The following is a 20,888-nucleotide window of genomic DNA, read 5'->3' as shown; positions in this document are numbered from 1 at the left end:
CATTCCATTATCAAACCATTCTCACCTCTTTATTGTTCAAAATCAAGCCAATGGCAAGCTGATTAAACTAAAACAACAAAAGGTCACACCATGAATAACAGAGTCGCTAACTCAATACCGCTCTCTATCACTAGCCTACTCGCATTACTAATCAGCGGATGTGGTGGTAGCGGTGATGGTGGAAGTACAACACCACCTCCTGTTACTCCACCAGCAGCTCAATGCGCAGGCTCCTCTTTAGATAGTGGTGCTAGCTGCGTCACTTTAGACAGCCGTGATGCGATTGTCTATAAACCCAATGGAGAGATCAAAGGGATTGCCCTCTTCCTTCACGGAGCGCCAGGTAAGCCAAAAAAAGTAAGTAACATATTTAATGCCAAAGCCATTACAAATGACATACAGCTTCTATCTGTAGCACCAGAAGGAAGTAATGCTTCATGGGGTTGGGCAAGTGTTAATGATAATGCAACGACAACCGATGTTGTGTTTATTAAAAACCTACTCACAAAACTCAGAGCTGAAAACACCATAACCAGTGATAATGTCTATATATTTGGTTACTCTGCTGGCGGTTTTATGGGTTATAAATTAGCCTGCCAAATCCCAGAGCAGATAACGGCATTAGTCTCTCTTGCTGGGCAGTTTCGTGGTGAATTTACTCAATGTACTACATCAACACCTATCACTCTTCATCATTTTCATAGCCCTGCAGATACTGATGTTCCTATGAATGGTAGAAACACAGGTAATATCAAATCTGTCAATGACACCTTAGCTCACTGGCGTAATATCAACGGTTGTGATGCAACATCCAATACAACCTCTCACCCAGGAGTTATCAATTCTAGCTCAGGAACTGAAACAGAAATATGGCAAAACTGTGTATTGAACGTCAGTTTTTCAAACATGGCTAATGTCCCTCACGAAGCCGCTTATGATGATGAGATCTTAAGGCAGATATACTCCCCAATCTTCAACTAACTGGCTAACACACCAATCTCAATAAAGGAGGAATGATGCAAAAATACTTATACTTAGCCTTACTCAGTCTCAGTTTGGTTGCATGTGGACAAAGCGAGCCAGAGACCAATTCGGCTGAACAAAAGCCATCTCCTCCTGTGGCTGGCAACCCTAAGAGTAACTTAGCGATCCCTGATAATAGGCAGAGTAACTATTATCGGATATTGCTTTACGGCAATAGCCATACAGCAAGACAGGCGGGGTTGATAAAGCGCTTAATTTCAACATCAAATCCAGAACGCTTAATCGATGTAGAAAATGCAGGAGGTGGGTTTCTCGATGATAACCTAGCTAATGCCAAGCAGGTCGCCAAACTCGAAGATGGTTCATGGACACATGTTATCTTACAGGGACAAAAATATTCACAGTCAGGTTCCACAACTTACCCAACAACAGCAGCTCAACATTGGATTGAGAAGGCAAAAGTAAATGGAGCAACACCGATACTGTTTCCTGAGCATCCGCAAAGGGGAAATGTAGATGAAGGACAGAGAATACATAGACTGCACACTGCTATTTCTCAGCAACAAAAGAGTTGTGTGGCGCCAATAGGGTTAACCTGGGATAAGGTACTATTAACCTCTCCTCAACTACCTCTTCACCACAGTGATGGCAATCATGCATCACTAACAGGGAGTATGCTCACAGCTCTTGTTTTCTATGAAGTGATAACCGGGAATTCAGCAGACCTTCTTCCCTATATTCCAGAGATAGATGTCGATGAGTCAATCCAACAACTACTTGGACAGATTGCCTCTGAAACTCTTCAGTCGTCTCCCCCATGTCAATTTGGTAGATAAAAATATGGGGCTCCTACTGAGCCCCATATTTAACATTGCCTAGCCACTGTTTTATTCACTTAAAGCAGGATAGGCTTGGGTATAGATCCAATCAGTTTCTTTAGCAGGAACGTGGCAGGCTAAACAATCAGCCTTATAATCAGTTGCCAGATTTTTGCTGGTATTGCCCGGCTTAAATAGGGCCCAACCCCACCCCTCACCCCATACGGGGTTATCTGCAAAGCGGTTTTGACTGTCTTTTACCATCACAAACCACTGTTTATACTCGCCATTGGCTGAATGTACCCCCTCCCCTGTGGTGTAATTATTCGCCTCAGAGACGAGTAACTCCTTTACCAAAACCGCTCCATCAGGGAAAACACCGTGCTGTTGAAAGTACGCCACGCTCTCCCTCTCGGTATAAACATGGTGAAAACCACTGGCTCCGCCCGTCGGAACAAACCATGAACCTAAATGCTCCATAGTGCTGCGGTAATTGGCAGGGAAACTGATATTTCCTTTATCATCTACATCTGCTGAAAAATGATCTTTAGCAAGTGAGGAGGTAGAAAAACCCACTAACAACAGACCAAGAGTAATAATGGCTGAACAATTCATTTTCATTATTTAGCTCCAGGTTCAACATAGCTATTATTCAAATCATCGACATGACCACCTGTGGCATTTTTGCCAGTACCTTTACCCGCTCTCAAGACAGGATAGAATTGAGTGAAAACAAAATCGTCGGCCGCTGAAACCAGATGACATCCATTACAAGCAGCTGATGGGAAGGCTTTAGCCTTCTTAGTTACTGTCTTATGACCTTCGCCGGAAAAGCTAAAATATGCCCAGTTCCCAGGCTCATTTGGGAAATCTCCTTTGCTCTTAATGGTCGCTTCTAAGCCTATGTACTCACCTTGGAAGTAACCTTGTCCACTCACTGTCGCCTTAGAACCGACACTCACTAGCTCCTTGATTAAAATGGTGCCATCTCTAAATTTCCCTGTCTTCTTCCAGTGCGCCCAACTCTTAGGGTCAATATAGACATTGTGATGCTCAGGAAAAGCCGCCTTACCATTGTTCATATCATTGGGTGTCACAGGCGTGCCTACATAGATCCACTCACGGTAGCCCGTTGGCCTTGTTAACTCGCCATTCTTAAATTCATAAGCTTGCTTAGCTTCAACTGAGCCTGTAAATAGAAGAGGTGCACAAGCTATTGTCGATAACAGCAACATTTTAATTGTATTCATTTTCATTTCACCCTTGCTTTGTTATGAATAAGTTACAAGGATAAATAATAGACTAGTCATCAAAAACACAGGTATCTGACATGCTCAAAGAAGGCTCTCATCGTCTCAAAAAACAAGATTCAACCTTTGATATTCTTGATGATGTCATTGCGACCTTAAGGTTTCGTGGCAGTATCTTCTTTCACTCAGATCTTGCAGCTCCCTGGGGAATATCACTTCCCCCCCTGCCTACGCCTAGATTTCATATCGCGCTGCATGGCGGCTTTGTGATAGGAACAAGTGAAGCACAGCTGTCGATAATGCAGATGGACATTGTCATGCTCCCTAAGGGGGATATGCACTGGATAGCCGATACAACGAGCAGCGAGCTTGTACCCTGTCAATTAGCCGGTGATGCCTGTGAGCTGGGCAACCCTCTGTTTCAAGATGGAGAGATCACAAACCGTATTATGTGTGGCATGGTTGAGTATGATGAAGCTATCTCACACCCTATTTTGGATGCCCTGCCCAACATATTTCATTTCACCCACATCGAAGCCGATAATCCAATCTGGACAACGGTTCGACAAATAGATAGTGAGATCAAGCGTACAAATAGTCGAAGAAGTGTCATTATCGATCGCTTAACAGAGGTGCTTTTTTTCCAGCTACTACACAGGTATATCGCTGAAAATGAGCACCTACACGGTTTCCTTGCAGCCCTGCGCAACCCGCGTCTGGCTAAAGTGTTACAGCTGCTCCATGACAACCCAGAAAAGCCTTGGACCTTAGCGACGATCTGTAATGAAGCAGGTATGTCTAGGGCAAGCCTGCAACGTAAATTTAAAGCTGAGCTTGACCTCTCTCCCATGGCTTACCTTGGCAGTTGGAGGCTTGCTAAAGCTTATCAACTGGTAAAAAACTCAAGTCTAACGTTGGACAATATTGCCGATAGAATAGGATACGCTGACGCTAGAACCTTACGCGCCGCATTTAAACGCCACTATGGGTTTAGCCCAAGTGCTTTACGAAAAGGTGATAACCAAGTTTAAATAGACAGGAAAATAGCAAATAGTGCATGCGATTTAAGCAGATATAGCTAATACGAAAAGTATAATACAAAAAGTATTAGCATTAACAACCTGATCTCCCTAAATCGCAATAGCGCCTAAGGGTGATACCAATAGACGCAGGAGAAGCGATTATCCAAAGCTGGTCATCTCAACAGCCGAGTCCCAATCACTACGGGTAAGCATGACCAATGCATCACCCTTCATCTCAATACCTTGCTCTATCAAACGAAGAGGGCGTGATTTCTGCATAGCTTCCAACATCTGGCGTATCGAGCCAGCATTACCGAATCCTTTACCATAAGCTGCACGCCACTGACTTACCAGTTCTGGTAGATCACGATGAAACTCCTCTTCAAATTTGTCCCCTGCTTTTCCAGCCATAAGCGACAAAATATCCAGCAACTCATCATCAGAGTAATCATCAAAATGAATAAAGCGGGCAAAACGACGCTTGAGTCCTTCGTTCGCTTGCAGGAAGTCATCCATCTCTTTTTGGTAACCTGCAGTGATCACAACAAAATCACCACGCCTATCTTCCATCAGCTTTAACAGCTCATCTATCGCCTCAGAACCAAAATCTTTCTCACCGCCTTTCGCTAAACTATAAGCTTCATCGATAAACAGAACTCCCCCCATGGCACTATCGACCACAGCTCTTACTTTAGGCGCTGTTTGACCAATATATTGAGCCACTAGATCGCTACGGGTCACCTCAACAACTTTCTTATTCTTTAATACTCCCTTATCAAACAACATCTCAGCAATCAGGCGAGCAATAACGGTTTTACCTGTACCTGGGTTACCGGTAAAGACCATATGGTAGGCCCCCTGCTCTAACTCAGCTAACCCCTCCTGCTGACGCTGCTGATTATAGGTGAGCATGGCATTAAGCCGCTTAACTTCCTCCTTCACCCGCTTTAAACCTATCATGCTATCAAGCACTTGGACTCGCTGCTCCTTAGCTATCTCCTCGTTCTCTCGCTCTTGTTCAACACTCGCAATTTCAGAGAAAAATTCAGCGATCGTCTGTTGCGATAAATTGCTGGCATCTTTATTACGAATATATTGATTTCCACTTATTGATATTTGACTTGGTTTGAAACCAAACTCCAGCGCAGCACGGGTTAGATGCACAATATAGCTCTCAATTAGGCCAAGCTCTTCAGATTCAGGCATAGTAAAGTGTGCAATCTTTGCCTTAGGAGAAAGTTGTAAAAAATCGAAGACATACTGTTCAGCGGTATCTTTATCACAGTACTTTGTTCTATCGAAACGCACAGTACCAGTCACAATCGAGCGACGCATACCAGTAAAATTATTGATCTTATCTTGGCGCATCTTGGCCCAATCGATAACTGGATCGCTACTTTTAACCTCAACTCCAATCTCCTCCTTCTTCATTGTCGCAAAATAGGCAAGGAATCCCGAAGTCACAACAGGTTTGGCAAGTGCATAGTAATGAAGGAAAAAAACAGCTAGGGAGGTTGAGATAGCGCTATATAGCTCTCCTCGTCGGTAAGAACTGCCGATAGCATTATCCCAACTGAAATACATATCAACCACATATAGGTGTAGTTGGATAGCTTGCCAGATTAGAACAAGAAAAAACGCCCCTAAGTACCAGCGAGAGCCATACTCCCATTCCACCTCGCTAAGACGCTCCTTTACAACATCTGAGGTAAGCCGAAGCACAATTCCAACAAGACAGAGCAAGACTATTGGGATAAGCATTAATACAGGGGGATTGAGAACAAAGCCTACATAAACTTCGTAATTATAAAGTACAAAAGCACCAAGGATTAATCCAATCAATAAACGATGTTGTTCACCAGAGAAGCTATATCTTCCCCAATCAACACATGTATTAAGTAATGGGATACAAGACAACCTTTTATTTGCTTCACTAGGAAAGCTTTGCATCTAACACCTCTAAGGTAAAATATTATAGCAGCGAAAAACTAAGCATGACCTTTATACAAAGAGGTATAAAGTCAAGCTTACTGTCACATTTAAATATTAAATAAAACAAGGATGTAACACTCATTTCAGCCAAGCGTTACAAACCTTTCAATAGATTAATATAATAAATTATTAGCAGGTAGACGCCAATAAATATCGACTAACAAACAAGTATATAAACATTGAAAGTCAATAGGTTATGCCAGATACCATAACTGTAACCATAAGGCCAAATGTAAATATAAATAAATTTATCTTCATCACATTAATATCAAACAGAACTGAGTTTAAACCTATGATGATTGTATTTTTATCACTATTCTTATGCGCATTAAACTCAAGTAGCTAGTAAAGTTTTATTTTCAGTTATCATTTAAAGTATTTAATTCATCCTGCTGTTTAAGAAATGTCTCTTCTAATTTTTATTTATAAAAGTAGTCACTCTTAAGCAGCAGAGGCAGTTCAAAGCTAATGTTGTTTTAACCAGCATAATGATAAGTCTGCTAGCGATAGATTAAGTAGTTAGCACTAACAAATGTAAATATTTGCCTAAATCTTCCTCAGTCCTTTACAAATAAACCAAGATCATAAATGATATTAATTCTCATTTGTATTTATACCGATGGAGGAAAACCGTTATGGAAACTTGGCGAAACTTGATCTGCAAAGCAAACCAATCTTTTAGAGCTGGTGACTGGAAGAGTGCAGAAAGCCAATACTTGACCGCCATGGAGCGTATCGATCATCTCTATAAAAACTATAGTGATAATGAACAGATATTAATGGCTTGGCTAGCCAGTTACCATAATTTATCAGAGCTATACGGTAGGTTAGGAAGAGTCGATGCACAGCTTTCTCATATAATGCAGCCCTATCATCAACTCAAAAACAGATTGATGACCCAAGCCGATCATGAGCCTATCTATGCCGCAATCCTCCACGGCATAAACTTAAGCTGTAAAGAGCTCTACCTCTATCAAAAACAGCAGCTTGAACTCTCAGGGGGGGTAAACCTCAAATACCAGCAACAGGTATTTCATTGACCAAAATCCCAACTTAACGAGACTAATGCAAATTATACCCAAGCTACTTGGAAATGCAGGATTCAGTGGGAATTTAATGCACTTTAGGCAAGGCATTGATTGTAGGTAATGGCTATTCCCTTGGCAAAATCAATAACGCAGAATAAAGAGCATTAAAACCCATCGTAGAAGGCTTTGCGCAAGCCCACTTCGTTGTTGCATTCGCTTAAAAGGGAGTAACCATTCCTACGCAAATGCGTCTAGAATTGAACTCGCGCAACGCCTCTGAAACGAGCATTCTCAGGTAGTTTGGGTATAACACCCTATCCATCAAAACAGACTAAGGTCAAAGCCGAATGAAAAACACAATAACAACTCGCAGCATGTTCCTCTTGGTAGCGTCACTTACCTCACCATTAGCTGCGGCTCACTCAGGTCATGATCATCAGCACTGGTCAGCTTCGCTTATCCATCTGCTGTGGATCTTACCTGCAGTGATCGCAATAGGTGCGCTCATCCATCTATACCGTCGCAAGCGCACACAATCAGACAAGGGATAGGAATAGCTCATGCTTTATACACTATTAAATTTACGTGACAAAAACAGGCCTTTTACCCGTGTATCAGCCCACTGCGACATCCCCTGTAAAATCTACGATCCCATCACAGCACAACTTGCCGTGCTCACTATGATCCGTATGGTCGACCTGCTCGAAGAGTTGGCAGCAAAGCCGGAACCAAGCGCCAATGATCATGCTCAGTTCTCACGACTCGTTGCAGAGAAAGAGAGTCATGGTCGCAAAGTCAAAGATGAGATCAATGTGATATGGGGAGACTATATCAAGCAACCTCAGCTTGAACTCTTTCCAGAGCTTCATGAGCTAACACACAGCATCATGCTCAATGCTTCACAAGCGAAACAGCATATCAGTCGCGAAGCTTGCTTAACGTTACTGGAAAAAGTGAACCGATTTGCCGATATATTTTGGCAAACAAAAGGAGTAGAAACCTATCAAGCGACCTGCCCCTACCCACCATCAGAAACCTTAGTCTATCCAAAACTGACCTAATATTTCATCGTCAGTTTACAAGTTAACTAATATCAAGGAGTACCTATGTTTGGAGTCAATATTTGCCGCGTTTCAGGAGTCAGTATGCAGCCTCGCATCCCTGCGGGAAGTTTTGTCCTCTGCATGGGTGCCCTTCGCACTAAACTTAAGCCCGGCGCCATCTATCTGTTTGAACACCCAAGATTTGGCCAGTTGATCAAAACCCTCTCAAATGTCGACAGCGCAGGTAACCTCTGGTTTAAAGGGGAAAACAACCACAGCGTTTCGATGCAGGAGATGGGGCCAATAAGACAAAACAGAGTCATAGGAAAAGTAACTTGGGTTATTTCGGCCTAAAATGATGGGCGATATAATACTGACGTCATCAATGCTGAGTTAAGATTTAACTCATGTAAAACGAGAAAAGAAACTCAATAAAAAAGGTTAGCGATAACTCGCTAACCTTTTTAAATAACTGTGGCATTCAAAATTATTTAGCTAATTGAACAGAATCAACATCGATAGTGGTATATGACCAACCACTATCCACTTCACCGTGGATCACGATTTTAGTTTCAGGGGTAACCTCAACACCGTTCCAGTCACGATTATCAACTTCAATAATAATGGTGCCTGTCGTATCTTTAAATTGGTACTCCTCACCACCAAGTCCAGAAGTAATGTAACCTGTCAGTGTCACAGGAGTGTCATCCTTAGCCTCTAAAGCAACTTCCACGGTTTTCACTGCGACAGCGCTAGGGCCGGTAAAACCACCTTTAACCTCAGGACTCTGAGATGCCAATACACTTGATGATGCCAATACTAATGCACTGACTAGTACTACTTTTTTCATAATCATGACCTCCTTTTATCAAGAGCATTTCATTAAACAGTATTAAATTAATATTTACGTCATCACTAAGCACTAAATTTTTAATACCCATAAGATCAGTTGTGTTTTTAAAAAATGCTAAAACTTACCGATAACACCAAATGTGGTTAGCGTAACTCTACAAGCGTGAAGTAAACGTGAAGGTGGGCCTTCGAATGAAGGCTGATTACATTTTCTTATTGTTAATTTTTATCTGAATTGGTACTGGGTAGGGTATTGAAGCTCCTCCCTTCATTGTGATCTATCACCTGCGGTGGGCGAATGTGTAGTTACTTCTACGAGACGCCACTAGCACGTCTGACCTACACGGATAGTAGGAAATGCAGAAAAATGTCTGGAACATTTTCTGCCCTGTGGGCTTTACGGCAGCTTCCATGCTGCCAAAACTCGTAGCTGCATCTACACCTACTGCTCTTAAAGCAAGAGTACCTCTTCGATTTGGCTTTGCTTGATAAGGTTTCGTAACTGATTTTTGCCCCAAAACTTGCTAGCCTTCGAATGAAGGCTGATTACATTTCTTCGTGCTAACTTTTGGCTGAATTGGTCTAAGGTTAATCTTTTTTGCCGTCATCCTGAACTGCTCTTGTTGATAAAAGTAGGAGCTAGCTTGATAGCTTTTGGCTGAGTTTGTATTGAGTTGGGTTATTGAAGGCCATAGCCTCATAATTATCTATCGCTGGCAGCGTGCTTATGTGCAGCTACTTCTGCGAGACGCTGTGAAGCCGTCCATGGCCGCTTTACGGTTTCATCCCTGAAACCGAAACTCGCAGCTGCATCTACACCCGTTCATTTATCTCTTCGATTTAGCTTTGCTTAGCAGAGGGTAGAAGCTGATTTTTGCCCCAAAATCAGTTTCAGGCGATAAGCTGTATTAATTAGTTACAAGCCAGTGACCTGCTTTTGCTAATCGATAAGTGACTGTTACTGACGACTTTGGATAAGACGTCAATATCAATGCTCACTTTCACTTTTTGTGCTCGTTTATTCAGCGCATCTCTGGTAGAGTGCTTATAAATCAACAGCTTTGCTAGTGCTAGATGGAGAAGGGATGACTAGTGGTAATTCCAGTATAGATATTGCAGGTTTAGGTGAAATTGCAAAGGCAATACCACCGGAAGTATATACGCAGACAACAGAAACGATATTAGTCACGTTTAATAAATTAGTCGCTCCAATCACAGAGACGACTGATGGGCTAGGTCGATACATCAAGCAAAAGTTTGATAATATGGTTGAAGTGGAAAAGGCTATAGCGACATATACATTGGGAAATGCGGTACATAAAGCCAAGAATAAAGCTGCACGTCTGGGGCAAAAGACAATCCCTCCAGTTCACAGTAAAAGTTTTATAAAAACAATTGAAGAAGCTTCGAAGGAAACGAATCCTTTATTACATGAAATGTGGGAAAATCTTCTAGCTGAACAATTGGTGAATAACAATTTTCATCCTCATTTTGTAGAAGTGCTATCTCATTTCAGCCAAAAAGAAGCGAATTTATTAATATCATTAAAATTAAAAAATGAAGTGACTGATTATGACTGCAATCGTTTCTTCACAACAGATTACGATGGATTTACGGATTGGCTTTCTAACGGTAGTGGAGCTCAAGCCAATCCCTGGGACTATTCATGTGTTTTGTTACTCGAATTTTGCTTTATCGGTTTGTTAGCACCAAATCAAGAAATCTACCCAGATACTACTCCTATTCTGTATAGAACGAGTTCTGGCAATGCTTTTTTACAAGCAGTTTCACCATGAAGAACAATCTAATCTGCATAATAAGGCGTAGACAAAATAACTAAGACATCCATAATAATTCAACCCAATCACGCCTATGCTCATAGGGTTGACCAGTGTGCCTATCAACCCCGCATAGAAAAGCCTTTCTAATACAACGAGATATACAATGATAAAACGACGTATCCTCTAAACTAACTAGCGCCTTTCTTGGTGTCAGCATAACAAACTCCTCTCTTCAGCCTTAACTAAAACCTAGTAGAGGAAACTTGCATTCACAATTGTGGGTGTCTGAGTTATTTAATTTGAGTCATAAAAAGGGAATATTAATAATGAGTTCAGATAAATTTACTGAGTTTGTAGAATCGGATGATTGGGATAATGCATTAACTCTCATAAGTGAAGGTTTCGACGTAAATGAAGTTGATGAGTATGAGGAGCTTCCTATAGAAGTAATCCTAGAAAACTACTATCTTGGTAGCGAAACAGCTCCTAAAGTTATTGAAATAATTTTATCTCTTGTTGAGAGTGGTGCTGTATTTAAGACTAAGAGTCTAATAGTCAAGTTATTCAATGCATGCCTTCCAATTAAAGTGATGGAAAAAATATTCAATAAAACTAAATTTAAAATACCTGCAGATATACTGTCATACATAGTCGATTACGGAGCTGACATTGAATATTGTGAATACATGATAGAAATAGTTAAATTTCTTGAAAAAGTTGATTTCAGTTTCACTTCAAAAAATTTAGGGTTAGCAATTACAAATTCATTTTGTGAGTATCAAACAGGCACACCTTTAGATGAATTAAGGCAAGAAAAGGTGTCAAATATATTGCCCGTTTATGACTATTTGTTATCTAAAGGTGCTGACATCAATATAAAGACAAAAGAAGGACATACTGCACTAATGAGAGCGTCTATGAACTACTGCCCTGAATTATCAGAATTTTTTATCAGTAAAGGTGCAGAGATTAATGTCCAAAGTGACAAAGGGTTTACGGCTTTAATGTTTGCATCAGGAGAAATATATAAAATGTGTGTCTGGAGCAATACAGAAGCAGGCTTAATGACGGTCAAAATTTTATTAGCAAATAATGCAGATCCATCCTTAAAAAATAATAATTCTAGAACTGCATATTCGTATGCTAAATCCTCTAAAAACACTAAGGTGATGAGTTTACTAGTGGATAAAGGGGTCGGAGCGAATTAGGGAACTAAGTTACTTTTCCTAATCAATATCTCGTAACTTAGAGTCGAGTTTCTAGCTCATTTCTGTTCATATTAGTTAACTCAAACAGTGTCGCAGGATACAACAAGTCCCCGTTGGAAGTTGCCGAAGTTTATTGAAGTAAATGCCGTAAGGCTCACATGGATGTGAGCCTAGTTTTCGAGGGGCTGGGATGCCCCATCGAAAGCGTTAGGTATTTTCAAGAATAAATGCAGGGAAACAACTTCGTCGGGGCGTCATGGTGGATGCAAGGAGGATAAGGACGAGCAGTCCTCCTTGCCCAGGTGTGGAATGGAATTCCACGACTTTTATCCAAACGAAGTTTGGAAAATACTGCAAGAGTAAAGCTTAGTAGTTTATTGACCGAGACAATACCTCCACACAAGCCAACCATCAAACACAACCCACATTAATGAACCCAACATAAAGATACTTGAAACTTGCTATCTGGCAAGTACCTAACTTTCTGTATTAGCGGCACTAAACACCACAGAGATACCACTGATACTCATCACTTTTGATAGGTATAAATAAAACAAACAGCCAACCTTCCCTCTGATGACAGAGATGAAACTCAGAGAACAGAAAAAGTGGCTGATCACTGGCTGTATCTAGTGTAAAATCTCCTCTTTCGTCCGCTGAATAAGCCTAACTATGACACAAACCCTATTTTATCTTATGCCAACAGAGCCTCGCAGCTCGGGAACGGCATTGGAGCAGATGTTTCATCTGGCTTGTGAACTGGCTCAGCAGGCATTTATCAAGCAGCAGTTGGTCTATTTTCATTGTCAGGATAGAGAGCAGGCTTACGCCATTGATGAACTTTTATGGCAGTTTGAACCGCGCTCTTTCGTTCCCCATAACTTAAAAGGGGAAGGACCGACAACAGGGGCTCCGGTTGAGATAGGTTTTGATAACCTCGGCCCCAATAAAAATCGCCACCTTCTGATTAATCTTGCAGACCAAGTACCCTCATTTGCGGTAAACTTTGGCCAGATTATCGATTTCGTTGCCAACGATACTGGACATAAAGCGATCGCCCGCGAGCGCTATAGGCAGTATCGAAGCTTGGGTGTTACATTAAACACTCAGGATTTAGCAAAACAACCACTTAATTTAGTTTGAGAAGCACACGCTCCCATGGAAAAAACATACAATCCGCAGTCTATCGAACAGTCTCTTTACCAAAACTGGGAAGAGAAAGGTTACTTCAAGCCCCATGGCGACGAGTCTAAGGGCAACTATTGCATCATGATCCCGCCACCAAATGTGACGGGTAGTTTACATATGGGTCATGCTTTCCAAGACACCATTATGGATACCTTGACCCGTTATCAGCGTATGAAGGGCAAAAACACCCTTTGGCAGGTCGGTACCGACCATGCTGGTATCGCAACTCAGATGTTGGTTGAGCGTAAAGTGGCAGCAGAAGAGGGCTTAAATCGTCACGACCTTGGCCGCGATGCGTTTATCGACCGTATCTGGGACTGGAAGAATGAGTCCGGCGGCACCATCACTAAGCAGCTACGCCGTCTTGGCGCTTCGGTTGATTGGGATCGTGAGCGTTTCACTATGGATGAAGGCATGTCTGACGCGGTTCAAGAGGTCTTTGTTCGTCTGTATGAAGATGACCTAATCTACCGTGGTAAGCGCCTAGTAAACTGGGATCCAACACTGCACACTGCTATCTCAGACTTGGAAGTTGAGAACAAAGAGAAGCAAGGTAGCATGTGGCATTTCCGCTACCCACTAGCCGATGGCGCATTGACCGCTGACGGTAAAGATTACTTAGAAGTGGCAACCACCCGTCCTGAAACCATGTTAGGTGACAGCGCCGTGGCGGTTCACCCTGATGATGAGCGTTATGCCTCGCTTATCGGCAAGTTTATTCTTCTGCCTATCGTTAACCGTCTTATCCCTATTGTGGCCGACGACTATGTCGACATGGAGTTCGGTACTGGTTGTGTGAAGATCACTCCAGCCCATGACTTTAACGATTACGAAGTGGGTAAGCGTCACGCGCTACCTATGTACAACATCTTAACCTTCGATGCCGCAATTCGTTCTAGCGCCGAAGTGGTAAACACAGATGGCACAGCGAATAACGAGTTAGATAACTCGCTTCCTGAGCGTTATGCAGGCCTTGATCGTTTTAAAGCTCGAACAGCAGTTGTTGCCGAATTTGAAACCTTAGGCTTACTTGGAAAGATCGATCCCCACGGATTGAAAGTTCCCTATGGCGATCGCTCTGGCGTTGTCATTGAGCCTTTGCTGACTGATCAGTGGTATGTATCTGTTGCTCCTATGGCGAAAACAGCCATGGAAGCGGTTGATAACGGCGATATCAAGTTTGTCCCACAGCAGTATGAGAACATGTACAACTCTTGGATGCGTGATATTCAAGACTGGTGTATCTCACGTCAGCTTTGGTGGGGTCACCGCATTCCAGCTTGGTACGACGAGGCGGGTAAGGTCTATGTTGGCCGTGATGAAAGCGAAGTTCGTGCTAAGCACAAACTTGACGATTCAGTGGTACTTCGCCAAGACAACGATGTACTCGATACCTGGTTCAGCTCTGCACTGTGGACCTTCTCAACTTTAGGCTGGCCAAAAGATACCGCTGAGCTTAAAGCCTTCCACCCGACCGATGTGTTGGTGACAGGTTTTGATATCATCTTCTTCTGGGTTGCTCGTATGATCATGATGACCATGCACTTCATTAAAGATGAAAACGGCAAGCCTCAAGTGCCATTTAAAACAGTTTACGTTACAGGCCTTATCCGCGATGAAGCGGGTAACAAGATGTCGAAGTCTAAGGGTAACGTACTCGATCCATTGGATATGATTGACGGTATCGATTTAGAGTCACTAGTGACGAAACGTACTGGTAACATGATGCAGCCAAAACTGGCCGCTAAGATCGAAAAGAGCACACGCAAAGAGTTTAGTGACGGCATCGAAGCCCACGGCACCGATGCACTGCGCTTTACCTTAGCCTCTATGGCATCGACTGGCCGTGACATTAACTGGGACATGAAGCGCCTCGATGGTTACCGCAGCTTCTGTAACAAAATCTGGAACGCATCACGCTACGTACTGATGAATACTGAAGTACAAGCAGATGATGCTGCAGAGGACTCTATCGGTGAGGCACTCGATTGTGGTCAACATGGCGGTGAAATGGAGCTGTCTCTTGCAGATCGCTGGATTATCGGTTTGTTTAATGAAACCGTTAAAGCCTATGACGAGCACATGGAGAACTACCGTTTCGACCTAGCAGCCAACACCATCTATGAGTTCACTTGGAATCAGTTCTGTGACTGGTACTTAGAGCTCACTAAGCCAGTGATGCAAAATGGCACTGAAGCTCAGCTTCGTGGTACACGCCACACCTTAGTGACAGTTCTGGAGAAAATGCAGCGTCTGATGCACCCGATGATGCCTTACCTGACAGAGACCATTTGGAAGCGTGTACAACCATTGACAGGTGTAGAAGGCGACACCTTGATGTTGGCGAGCTTCCCTGAGTATCAAGCTGATAAAGTTGATAGCGAAGCGATGGAAGATCTTGAGTGGGTGAAGCAAGTGATCACTGCGGTACGTAACATCCGTGCTGAGCTGAACATAGCGCCATCTAAGCCGCTTAACGCACTACTACGCGGCGTGAGCGACAAAGACAGAGCTCGCCTTGAGGCAAATCAGGTGTTCTTCACCACGCTAGCTAAGCTTGAGACCATCACTATCATGTCTGAAGATGATGTCGCACCTATGTCAACCACGCAGTTAATTGGTGATATGGAGCTGCTGATCCCGATGGCAGGTCTTATCGACGTGGCTAAAGAGGTTGCCCGTATCGACAAGCTGCTTGAGAAGGCTGCTGGTGAGTTTAAGCGCATCGAAGGTAAGCTCTCTAACCAAGGTTTCGTGGCTAAAGCGCCAGCAGCCGTGATTGAGAAAGAGCGTGCCAAACAAGCTGAATATCAACGAGATATCGACAAGTTAACTGAGCAGAAAGCTGAGCTAGCTAAGCTGGAAGGTTAAATGCGCTATAACTCTTGAGTGTTAAGCTCAAGATAGAGCAAAAAAGGCGGCCATCAGGTCGCCTTTTTATTACGCGCATCCCTTTAGCTAATTTTAATCGGGATCCTTCTATGGCCAAAGTGGCCCGGTGCCCCATCGAAACGTCCGGAAATGGGCTCACCACAGTGATGGCAATGGCCAGCGCTATCTAAGCAGTACTCCCCTAACTCATACCAATCCCGTTCAATTACCCTTTGATGGCAACTGGGGCAATAGCTGCTGCCACCAGCGCTGTCGTGTACATTACCGGTATAGACATAATTGAGCCCCTGCTTTAGCGCAATCTCTCTGGCGCGCATCAATGTCGATACTGATGTTCTGGGTTTGTTCAACATATGAAAGTCTGGATGAAAAGCACTGAAGTGCAGTGGTACATTGGCCCCTAGGTTATCCACAATCCACTGAGTTTGCCGCTCTAGCTCTCTAACACTGTCATTTTCATCAGGAATAAGCAGAGTGGTTATCTCAAACCAGACCTGAGTTTCATGCTTAAGGTAAAGCAAGGTGTTGAGCACATCACTGAGGTTGCCGCTACAGATCTTATGATAAAACTCCTGTGTAAACCCCTTAAGGTCAACATTGGCAGCATCCATAAAGTTAAAAAACTCAACTCTGGGCTCAGGGCAGATATAGCCAGCAGTAACCGCAACCGAGTTGATACCGATCTCATGGCAAGCTTGGGCCACATCGATAGCATACTCATGAAAGATAACTGGATCGTTATAGGTAAACGCCACACTTTTACAACCCATTTTTTTAGCCGTAGCTGCCAATAATTCAGGTGAAGCTTGCGAGCCTAATGTATCAAAGTGACGTGACTTACTAATGTCCCAATTTTGACAAAATTTACAGCACAAGTTACATCCAGCAGTACCAAAGGAGAGCACAGAGCTGCCTGGATAGAAGTGGTTAAGGGGCTTCTTCTCGATGGGGTCGACGCAGAAACCGCTAGAGCGACCATAGCTAGTGAGCTTTATCTCACTGTCGATATTCTGCCGTATAAAACAGACACCACGCTTCCCCTCTCTGAGCTGACAATGACGAGGGCAAAGATCGCATTGAACCCGTCCATCATCCAGCGCATGCCAGTAACGAGTATCGACTATGCTTGAGCTATCAGGCTGAACCTGAGCCACGCTTTTTTGAGTGACAACATGATTGTTACCGCTATCTTTCTTATGGCTAAACTTCATATAATCACCTCTCAGGACTATACTTTAAGCCTAGTGTAAGACCATAAGTTGGGGGCGCCAATGACAAGCTTAACTCGACAAGCAGCGGTCGCCGGTCGTTTCTATCCGGCTGAGGCAACACCACTAAAGCAGATGATAAACACCTTTCTGGGACGCTGCGCCTCACAGATGGATGATCCTAAGCTAAAATCCTCACCAACTAAAGTTATCATAGTCCCTCATGCTGGCTACATCTACTCAGGTCAAGTGGCCGCCAGTGCTTTCGCACTTTTAGCTCCCAGACGAGAACAGATAAAGCGCGTGGTCTTGTTAGGACCTGCCCACAGGGTGCACCTAAAAGGCTGCGCCTTACCTAGCTCCGAAAGCTTCGAAACACCTTTGGGCCAACAGCTAATAGACAAGGATGCCCTTCGTCAATTAAGCGAACATAGTAAGGTTCTTATTTCAGATCTTCCCCATAATGAGGAACATTGCCTAGAGGTTGAACTCCCCTTTCTACAACTCTGTTTAGATAAATTTGAACTAATCCCTCTACTCGTGGGCGATATATCCCCCCACGCGATGGCCTCAATACTTGAACAGGTATGGGGTGGAGATGAAACATTAATCGTTGTAAGTTCAGACTTAAGTCACTATCACTCCTATCAAGAAGCAGCCGAACTGGACAGAGAGACCTGCAAACAGATAATCAATCACAATAGCGCATTAACCCCTGAGCAAGCTTGTGGTAGCCGGGCACTTAATGCTATTGCGATCCAAGCTGAGTACCATAAGCTACAAACACATCAATTAAGTTATCAAAACTCAGGCGATACTTCAGGTAACAGAGGTCGAGTTGTAGGCTATGCCAGTTTCGCCCTCTATTGAGCTCACCCATGAGGAGAGAGCGCAATTACTGAGACTTTCAAGGGAAGCCTTAAAGCAACACTTTGCACCTCAAACAAGCCCAACAGCCAACACTTACTTGGTTCATGAGAGTGCTCTTCGCGCCAGCTCAATACTAAATAAAACCTTAGGCTGTTTCGTTACCTTAACTTTGCAAGGAGAGTTACGCGGCTGCATAGGCCATATTGAAACATCCCAAATGCTCTATCAAACCATCCCCGTATTAACACTGCGAAGCGCGCTTCATGATCCCCGCTTCTCACCTTTAACTGCAGAGTTGTTAGAGCAGATCACCATAGAGCTTTCTATACTCTCACCTTTACGCTCTTTGATGGTCAACAGCAGAGAAGATCTGCACCATTACTTAGCACAAAACAGAGTCGGTATTATACTCAGTGAAGGCAGTAAGCGAGGCGTATTTTTGCCACAGGTTTGGCAAAAAATCCCCACCCCTAAACATTTTATAGATGCCCTTCTGACTAAGGGACACTGGCCCAAAGACTACTGGTCTGAAAAGATAAAAATTACCCAGTTCGGTGTCAATCACTTCAGTGAAGATAGCGAGTTGTAGGGCTAAACCACATTTATCGAACCAAGTTCAAAATATCGACTATAGTTAAAGATTAATACCGATCAGTATAAATGCCGATATATAAATAACAGGCAGCTCTCAGCCAGAGATAATTTAACTTACTTACCCTTTCAATATGTAGTTAACCCTATTAACTGTGCTTATTTGAGGTGAAGGTATGTTCACAAATTTAAAGATCACCCATAAATTTCCTATTGTTATGATCTGTTTTGCGCTGCTTTCCGCATTAATCACTGCTTTTATTGCCTTTACCATCGCCAAAAATGAGATGACCGACTCGGCAGAAGATAAACTGAGCTCGCTGTTGGAATCTAGAACTTCATCATTAGATACCTACTTCTCCGTTATCGAAAAAGACCTCTACTTCCACGCTCAAAGTCCACTTGTTATCTCTGCTATCCAACATTTTTCTCAAGCTTGGCTTGCAATGGAAAGTGAGCAGACTCGGCAACTTCAAGATACCTATATACGCATGAATCCCTTCTCTAATGAACACAAGAGTGCGCTGCATCGAGCCGATAACGCTTCAATCTATGACAAGTACCATAGTGAGTATCACCCCGCATTTAGAAACCTAGTTTCCACTCGGGAGTTTCACGATCTCTTCCTGTTTAATACCCAAGGGGACCTTATCTATAGCGTCAAAAAAGAGGAGGATTTTGCGACGAACCTATTGACAGGCCCTTGGCGAGAAACTCACTTAAGTCGTTTAATACAGGAGCTCAACGCTCGTCCAAAAATCAGTCAGCATCTTTTTGCAGATTTCTCCCCCTATGAACCAAGTCATCATGCTCCAGCCAGCTTTATCGCATCACCAGTATTTGATAGTAATCGACGTTATATCGGCATCATTGCATTTCAGATGCCCCTCGCCCCACTGAACCGAGTCATGCAAGTCACCGCTGGCATGGGAGAGAGTGGTGAGACCTATCTTGTGGGGCCAGATCTCTTGATGCGCAGCGACTCACGATTCTTTCAAGGCCGAAGTATACTTAAAACTCAGGTCGATACTCCCTCAGTTCATCGCGCCCTTGCCGGAGAGGCCGGCAGTGCCAGAATTAAGGATTACCGAGGTATCTCCGTATTTTCAGCGTTTGCACCTGTCGACTTTCTCGGAACTAGGTGGGCCATTGTCGCCGAGATAGACACTAATGAGATCTTATCTCCTGTCTATACCATGAGCCACTTTCTTATCTTAAGTGGCGCTATTATTGCTATCGTTATCTTCTTTCTCGGTTACCTGTTGGCGGCCGATATCTCACTGCCTATCGTCGCCATGACGCATATGATGACCCGCCTGTCTCGTAACGAGCTCAATATCAACATCTCAGTCTCTGAGCGCAAAGATGAGGTGGGTAAGATGGCGAAAGCGATGGAGGTGTTTAAAAATAACGCCATAGAGCGAGACCAGCTCCAGCAAAAACTCAATCATATGGCCCACCATGACACCTTAACGGGTCTACCAACCCGTGAGTATGCAGGTCAACAGATGAAGGAGTACTTAAAAGCTGGGCTCAAGAAAGGCAATAAGCTTGTGGTAATGTTTGCCGATCTGGATAACTTCAAAAGCATCAATGACACCTTAGGTCATCAAGCAGGAGATCAACTCCTAAAAGAGGTCGCGATAAGGCTTTCTGAGGCCATAAGGGAAGATGACATTATCGCTAGGGTCGGCGGAGATGAGTTTATCATTATCCTCCCCTTTGTGAGCGATCTCGGTGCCGTCGAGCATATCGCAAACAAGATGATCGACTCGCTGGCAATCAACTTCTTACTGCAGGAGCAGGTGTGCCAAATAGGCCTGAGTATAGGCATAGCTGTTGCTCCCGATGATGGGCTAGATGGTACAGCTTTAATAAATAAAGCCGATAAGGCGATGTACCAGGCAAAACAGAGAGGAAAGAATAACTTCGTCTTCGCCAGTGAGCTTAAAGATCAGTGCCAAACGGGCTAATCCCCCCACTCTTAGAGTTAACATCTTCAGCTGCTAACCATAAGATTTATATTAAATTTTATGTTCCTCCTATCCCGCCAACATTATGACCCTGCCAATAATTTGGCTTAATCATTGTTATTAAAGAATATTTTGTGTTGTAACTACCTTTAGTGCAAAATGCAACAAAATTAAAACATCGGAAGCAT

Annotated in this window: 19 protein-coding genes and 1 pseudogene; 14 read left to right on the top strand and 6 right to left on the bottom strand. The window is 43.3% G+C overall.

Features of this window, described 5'->3' with window-relative positions; all coding sequences use genetic code 11:
- The first annotated feature begins 90 nt into the window (after positions 1 to 90).
- Positions 91 to 981: a CE1 family esterase gene (locus tag K0625_RS07275; RefSeq protein WP_220109085.1), complete on the top strand. Its 891-nt coding sequence runs from the start codon at positions 91 to 93 to the stop codon at positions 979 to 981.
- Positions 982 to 1,016: 35 nt separating this feature from the next.
- Complete coding sequence (locus K0625_RS07270) at positions 1,017 to 1,820, top strand: hypothetical protein (protein WP_220109084.1); 804 nt, start codon at positions 1,017 to 1,019, stop codon at positions 1,818 to 1,820.
- Positions 1,821 to 1,871: 51 nt separating this feature from the next.
- Here K0625_RS07270 and K0625_RS07265 read toward each other — a convergent pair whose 3' ends face one another.
- Complete coding sequence (locus K0625_RS07265; RefSeq protein ID WP_232846974.1) at positions 1,872 to 2,423, bottom strand: cytochrome P460 family protein; 552 nt, start codon at positions 2,421 to 2,423, stop codon at positions 1,872 to 1,874.
- Positions 2,423 to 3,052, bottom strand: a complete 630-nt coding sequence (locus tag K0625_RS07260; protein ID WP_220109083.1) for a cytochrome P460 family protein — start codon at positions 3,050 to 3,052, stop codon at positions 2,423 to 2,425. Before K0625_RS07260 ends, K0625_RS07265 begins: the two co-directional genes overlap by 1 nt.
- Positions 3,053 to 3,132: 80 nt before the next feature.
- Between K0625_RS07260 and K0625_RS07255 the strand changes: the two genes are divergently transcribed.
- Positions 3,133 to 4,083, top strand: a complete 951-nt coding sequence (locus tag K0625_RS07255; protein WP_220109082.1) for an AraC family transcriptional regulator — start codon at positions 3,133 to 3,135, stop codon at positions 4,081 to 4,083.
- 150 nt (positions 4,084 to 4,233) lie between these two features.
- Here K0625_RS07255 and K0625_RS07250 read toward each other — a convergent pair whose 3' ends face one another.
- Positions 4,234 to 6,024: an AAA family ATPase gene (locus K0625_RS07250; protein ID WP_220109081.1), complete on the bottom strand. Its 1,791-nt coding sequence runs from the start codon at positions 6,022 to 6,024 to the stop codon at positions 4,234 to 4,236.
- 677 nt (positions 6,025 to 6,701) lie between these two features.
- Between K0625_RS07250 and K0625_RS07245 the strand changes: the two genes are divergently transcribed.
- From K0625_RS07245 to K0625_RS07230, 4 genes are all read left to right on the top strand, one after another.
- Positions 6,702 to 7,106 (top strand): DUF2753 family protein, encoded by a 405-nt coding sequence (locus tag K0625_RS07245; RefSeq protein ID WP_220109080.1) that lies wholly within the window; start codon positions 6,702 to 6,704, stop codon positions 7,104 to 7,106.
- 335 nt (positions 7,107 to 7,441) lie between these two features.
- Positions 7,442 to 7,645 (top strand): hypothetical protein, encoded by a 204-nt coding sequence (locus tag K0625_RS07240; RefSeq protein WP_220109079.1) that lies wholly within the window; start codon positions 7,442 to 7,444, stop codon positions 7,643 to 7,645.
- A gap of 9 nt (positions 7,646 to 7,654) precedes the next feature.
- Positions 7,655 to 8,155, top strand: coding sequence for a superoxide dismutase, Ni (gene sodN / locus K0625_RS07235; protein WP_220109078.1), 501 nt, complete (start codon positions 7,655 to 7,657; stop codon positions 8,153 to 8,155).
- Positions 8,156 to 8,200: 45 nt separating this feature from the next.
- Positions 8,201 to 8,491, top strand: coding sequence for a S24 family peptidase (locus tag K0625_RS07230; protein ID WP_220109077.1), 291 nt, complete (start codon positions 8,201 to 8,203; stop codon positions 8,489 to 8,491).
- Positions 8,492 to 8,624: 133 nt separating this feature from the next.
- On the opposite strand, the gene K0625_RS07225 is transcribed toward K0625_RS07230, so the two are convergent.
- The gene (locus K0625_RS07225) at positions 8,625 to 8,987 is read right to left on the bottom strand and encodes a YgiW/YdeI family stress tolerance OB fold protein (protein ID WP_220109076.1); all 363 of its coding nucleotides are present in this window, start codon (positions 8,985 to 8,987) and stop codon (positions 8,625 to 8,627) included.
- Between the two features lie 1,087 nt (positions 8,988 to 10,074).
- Between K0625_RS07225 and K0625_RS07220 the strand changes: the two genes are divergently transcribed.
- Positions 10,075 to 10,785 carry an Abi-alpha family protein gene (locus tag K0625_RS07220; RefSeq protein WP_220109075.1) on the top strand — a complete coding sequence of 237 codons (711 nt, stop codon included), beginning with the start codon at positions 10,075 to 10,077 and terminating at the stop codon, positions 10,783 to 10,785.
- A 58-nt stretch (positions 10,786 to 10,843) separates the two neighbouring features.
- Here the strand turns inward: K0625_RS07220 and K0625_RS24550 are convergent.
- A pseudogene (locus K0625_RS24550) lies at positions 10,844 to 10,987 on the bottom strand (transposase); the annotation flags it as partial.
- A 109-nt stretch (positions 10,988 to 11,096) separates the two neighbouring features.
- On the opposite strand from K0625_RS24550, the gene K0625_RS07215 reads away from it, so the two are divergent.
- The 3 genes from K0625_RS07215 to K0625_RS07205 all read left to right on the top strand — a co-directional run bounded on the left by K0625_RS07215 (position 11,097) and on the right by K0625_RS07205 (position 16,037).
- Positions 11,097 to 11,978, top strand: a complete 882-nt coding sequence (locus K0625_RS07215; RefSeq protein ID WP_220109074.1) for an ankyrin repeat domain-containing protein — start codon at positions 11,097 to 11,099, stop codon at positions 11,976 to 11,978.
- Between the two features lie 672 nt (positions 11,979 to 12,650).
- The gene (locus tag K0625_RS07210; RefSeq protein WP_012323699.1) at positions 12,651 to 13,121 is read left to right on the top strand and encodes a DNA polymerase III subunit chi; all 471 of its coding nucleotides are present in this window, start codon (positions 12,651 to 12,653) and stop codon (positions 13,119 to 13,121) included.
- Between the two features lie 15 nt (positions 13,122 to 13,136).
- Positions 13,137 to 16,037, top strand: coding sequence for a valine--tRNA ligase (locus K0625_RS07205; protein ID WP_220109073.1), 2,901 nt, complete (start codon positions 13,137 to 13,139; stop codon positions 16,035 to 16,037).
- Between the two features lie 83 nt (positions 16,038 to 16,120).
- On the opposite strand, the gene amrS is transcribed toward K0625_RS07205, so the two are convergent.
- The gene (amrS, locus tag K0625_RS07200; RefSeq protein WP_232846972.1) at positions 16,121 to 17,269 is read right to left on the bottom strand and encodes an AmmeMemoRadiSam system radical SAM enzyme; all 1,149 of its coding nucleotides are present in this window, start codon (positions 17,267 to 17,269) and stop codon (positions 16,121 to 16,123) included.
- Positions 17,270 to 17,329: 60 nt separating this feature from the next.
- Here amrS and amrB point away from each other — a divergent pair, with 60 nt between their 5' ends.
- The 3 genes from amrB to K0625_RS07185 all read left to right on the top strand — a co-directional run bounded on the left by amrB (position 17,330) and on the right by K0625_RS07185 (position 20,700).
- On the top strand, positions 17,330 to 18,136 hold the full coding sequence (gene amrB / locus K0625_RS07195; protein WP_220109072.1) for an AmmeMemoRadiSam system protein B: 807 nt from the start codon (positions 17,330 to 17,332) through the stop codon (positions 18,134 to 18,136).
- On the top strand, positions 18,114 to 18,725 hold the full coding sequence (gene amrA / locus K0625_RS07190) for an AmmeMemoRadiSam system protein A (RefSeq protein WP_220109071.1): 612 nt from the start codon (positions 18,114 to 18,116) through the stop codon (positions 18,723 to 18,725). The genes amrB and amrA overlap by 23 nt, the downstream gene beginning before the upstream one ends.
- A 178-nt stretch (positions 18,726 to 18,903) precedes the next feature.
- Positions 18,904 to 20,700 (top strand): sensor domain-containing diguanylate cyclase, encoded by a 1,797-nt coding sequence (locus K0625_RS07185; RefSeq protein ID WP_220109070.1) that lies wholly within the window; start codon positions 18,904 to 18,906, stop codon positions 20,698 to 20,700.
- Positions 20,701 to 20,888 lie beyond the last annotated feature (188 nt).

Origin of the sequence: Shewanella nanhaiensis, assembly GCF_019457885.1 — a bacterium.
GTDB lineage: Bacteria > Pseudomonadota > Gammaproteobacteria > Enterobacterales > Shewanellaceae > Shewanella > Shewanella nanhaiensis.
This window is presented reverse-complemented; position numbering and strand designations above follow the sequence as displayed.

Bases quoted from the DNA above. Each gene is read 5' to 3' on its own strand.
- K0625_RS07275 (WP_220109085.1), top strand. From the start codon at position 91: ATGAATAACAGAGTCGCTAACTCAATACCGCTCTCTATCACTAGCCTA.
- K0625_RS07270 (WP_220109084.1), top strand. From the start codon at position 1,017: ATGCAAAAATACTTATACTTAGCCTTACTCAGTCTCAGTTTGGTTGCA.
- K0625_RS07265 (WP_232846974.1), bottom strand. From the start codon at position 2,423: ATGAAAATGAATTGTTCAGCCATTATTACTCTTGGTCTGTTGTTAGTG.
- K0625_RS07260 (WP_220109083.1), bottom strand. From the start codon at position 3,052: ATGAATACAATTAAAATGTTGCTGTTATCGACAATAGCTTGTGCACCT.
- K0625_RS07255 (WP_220109082.1), top strand. From the start codon at position 3,133: ATGCTCAAAGAAGGCTCTCATCGTCTCAAAAAACAAGATTCAACCTTT.
- K0625_RS07250 (WP_220109081.1), bottom strand. From the start codon at position 6,024: ATGCAAAGCTTTCCTAGTGAAGCAAATAAAAGGTTGTCTTGTATCCCA.
- K0625_RS07245 (WP_220109080.1), top strand. From the start codon at position 6,702: ATGGAAACTTGGCGAAACTTGATCTGCAAAGCAAACCAATCTTTTAGA.
- K0625_RS07240 (WP_220109079.1), top strand. From the start codon at position 7,442: ATGAAAAACACAATAACAACTCGCAGCATGTTCCTCTTGGTAGCGTCA.
- sodN (WP_220109078.1), top strand. From the start codon at position 7,655: ATGCTTTATACACTATTAAATTTACGTGACAAAAACAGGCCTTTTACC.
- K0625_RS07230 (WP_220109077.1), top strand. From the start codon at position 8,201: ATGTTTGGAGTCAATATTTGCCGCGTTTCAGGAGTCAGTATGCAGCCT.
- K0625_RS07225 (WP_220109076.1), bottom strand. From the start codon at position 8,987: ATGAAAAAAGTAGTACTAGTCAGTGCATTAGTATTGGCATCATCAAGT.
- K0625_RS07220 (WP_220109075.1), top strand. From the start codon at position 10,075: ATGACTAGTGGTAATTCCAGTATAGATATTGCAGGTTTAGGTGAAATT.
- K0625_RS07215 (WP_220109074.1), top strand. From the start codon at position 11,097: ATGAGTTCAGATAAATTTACTGAGTTTGTAGAATCGGATGATTGGGAT.
- K0625_RS07210 (WP_012323699.1), top strand. From the start codon at position 12,651: ATGACACAAACCCTATTTTATCTTATGCCAACAGAGCCTCGCAGCTCG.
- K0625_RS07205 (WP_220109073.1), top strand. From the start codon at position 13,137: ATGGAAAAAACATACAATCCGCAGTCTATCGAACAGTCTCTTTACCAA.
- amrS (WP_232846972.1), bottom strand. From the start codon at position 17,269: ATGAAGTTTAGCCATAAGAAAGATAGCGGTAACAATCATGTTGTCACT.
- amrB (WP_220109072.1), top strand. From the start codon at position 17,330: ATGACAAGCTTAACTCGACAAGCAGCGGTCGCCGGTCGTTTCTATCCG.
- amrA (WP_220109071.1), top strand. From the start codon at position 18,114: ATGCCAGTTTCGCCCTCTATTGAGCTCACCCATGAGGAGAGAGCGCAA.
- K0625_RS07185 (WP_220109070.1), top strand. From the start codon at position 18,904: ATGTTCACAAATTTAAAGATCACCCATAAATTTCCTATTGTTATGATC.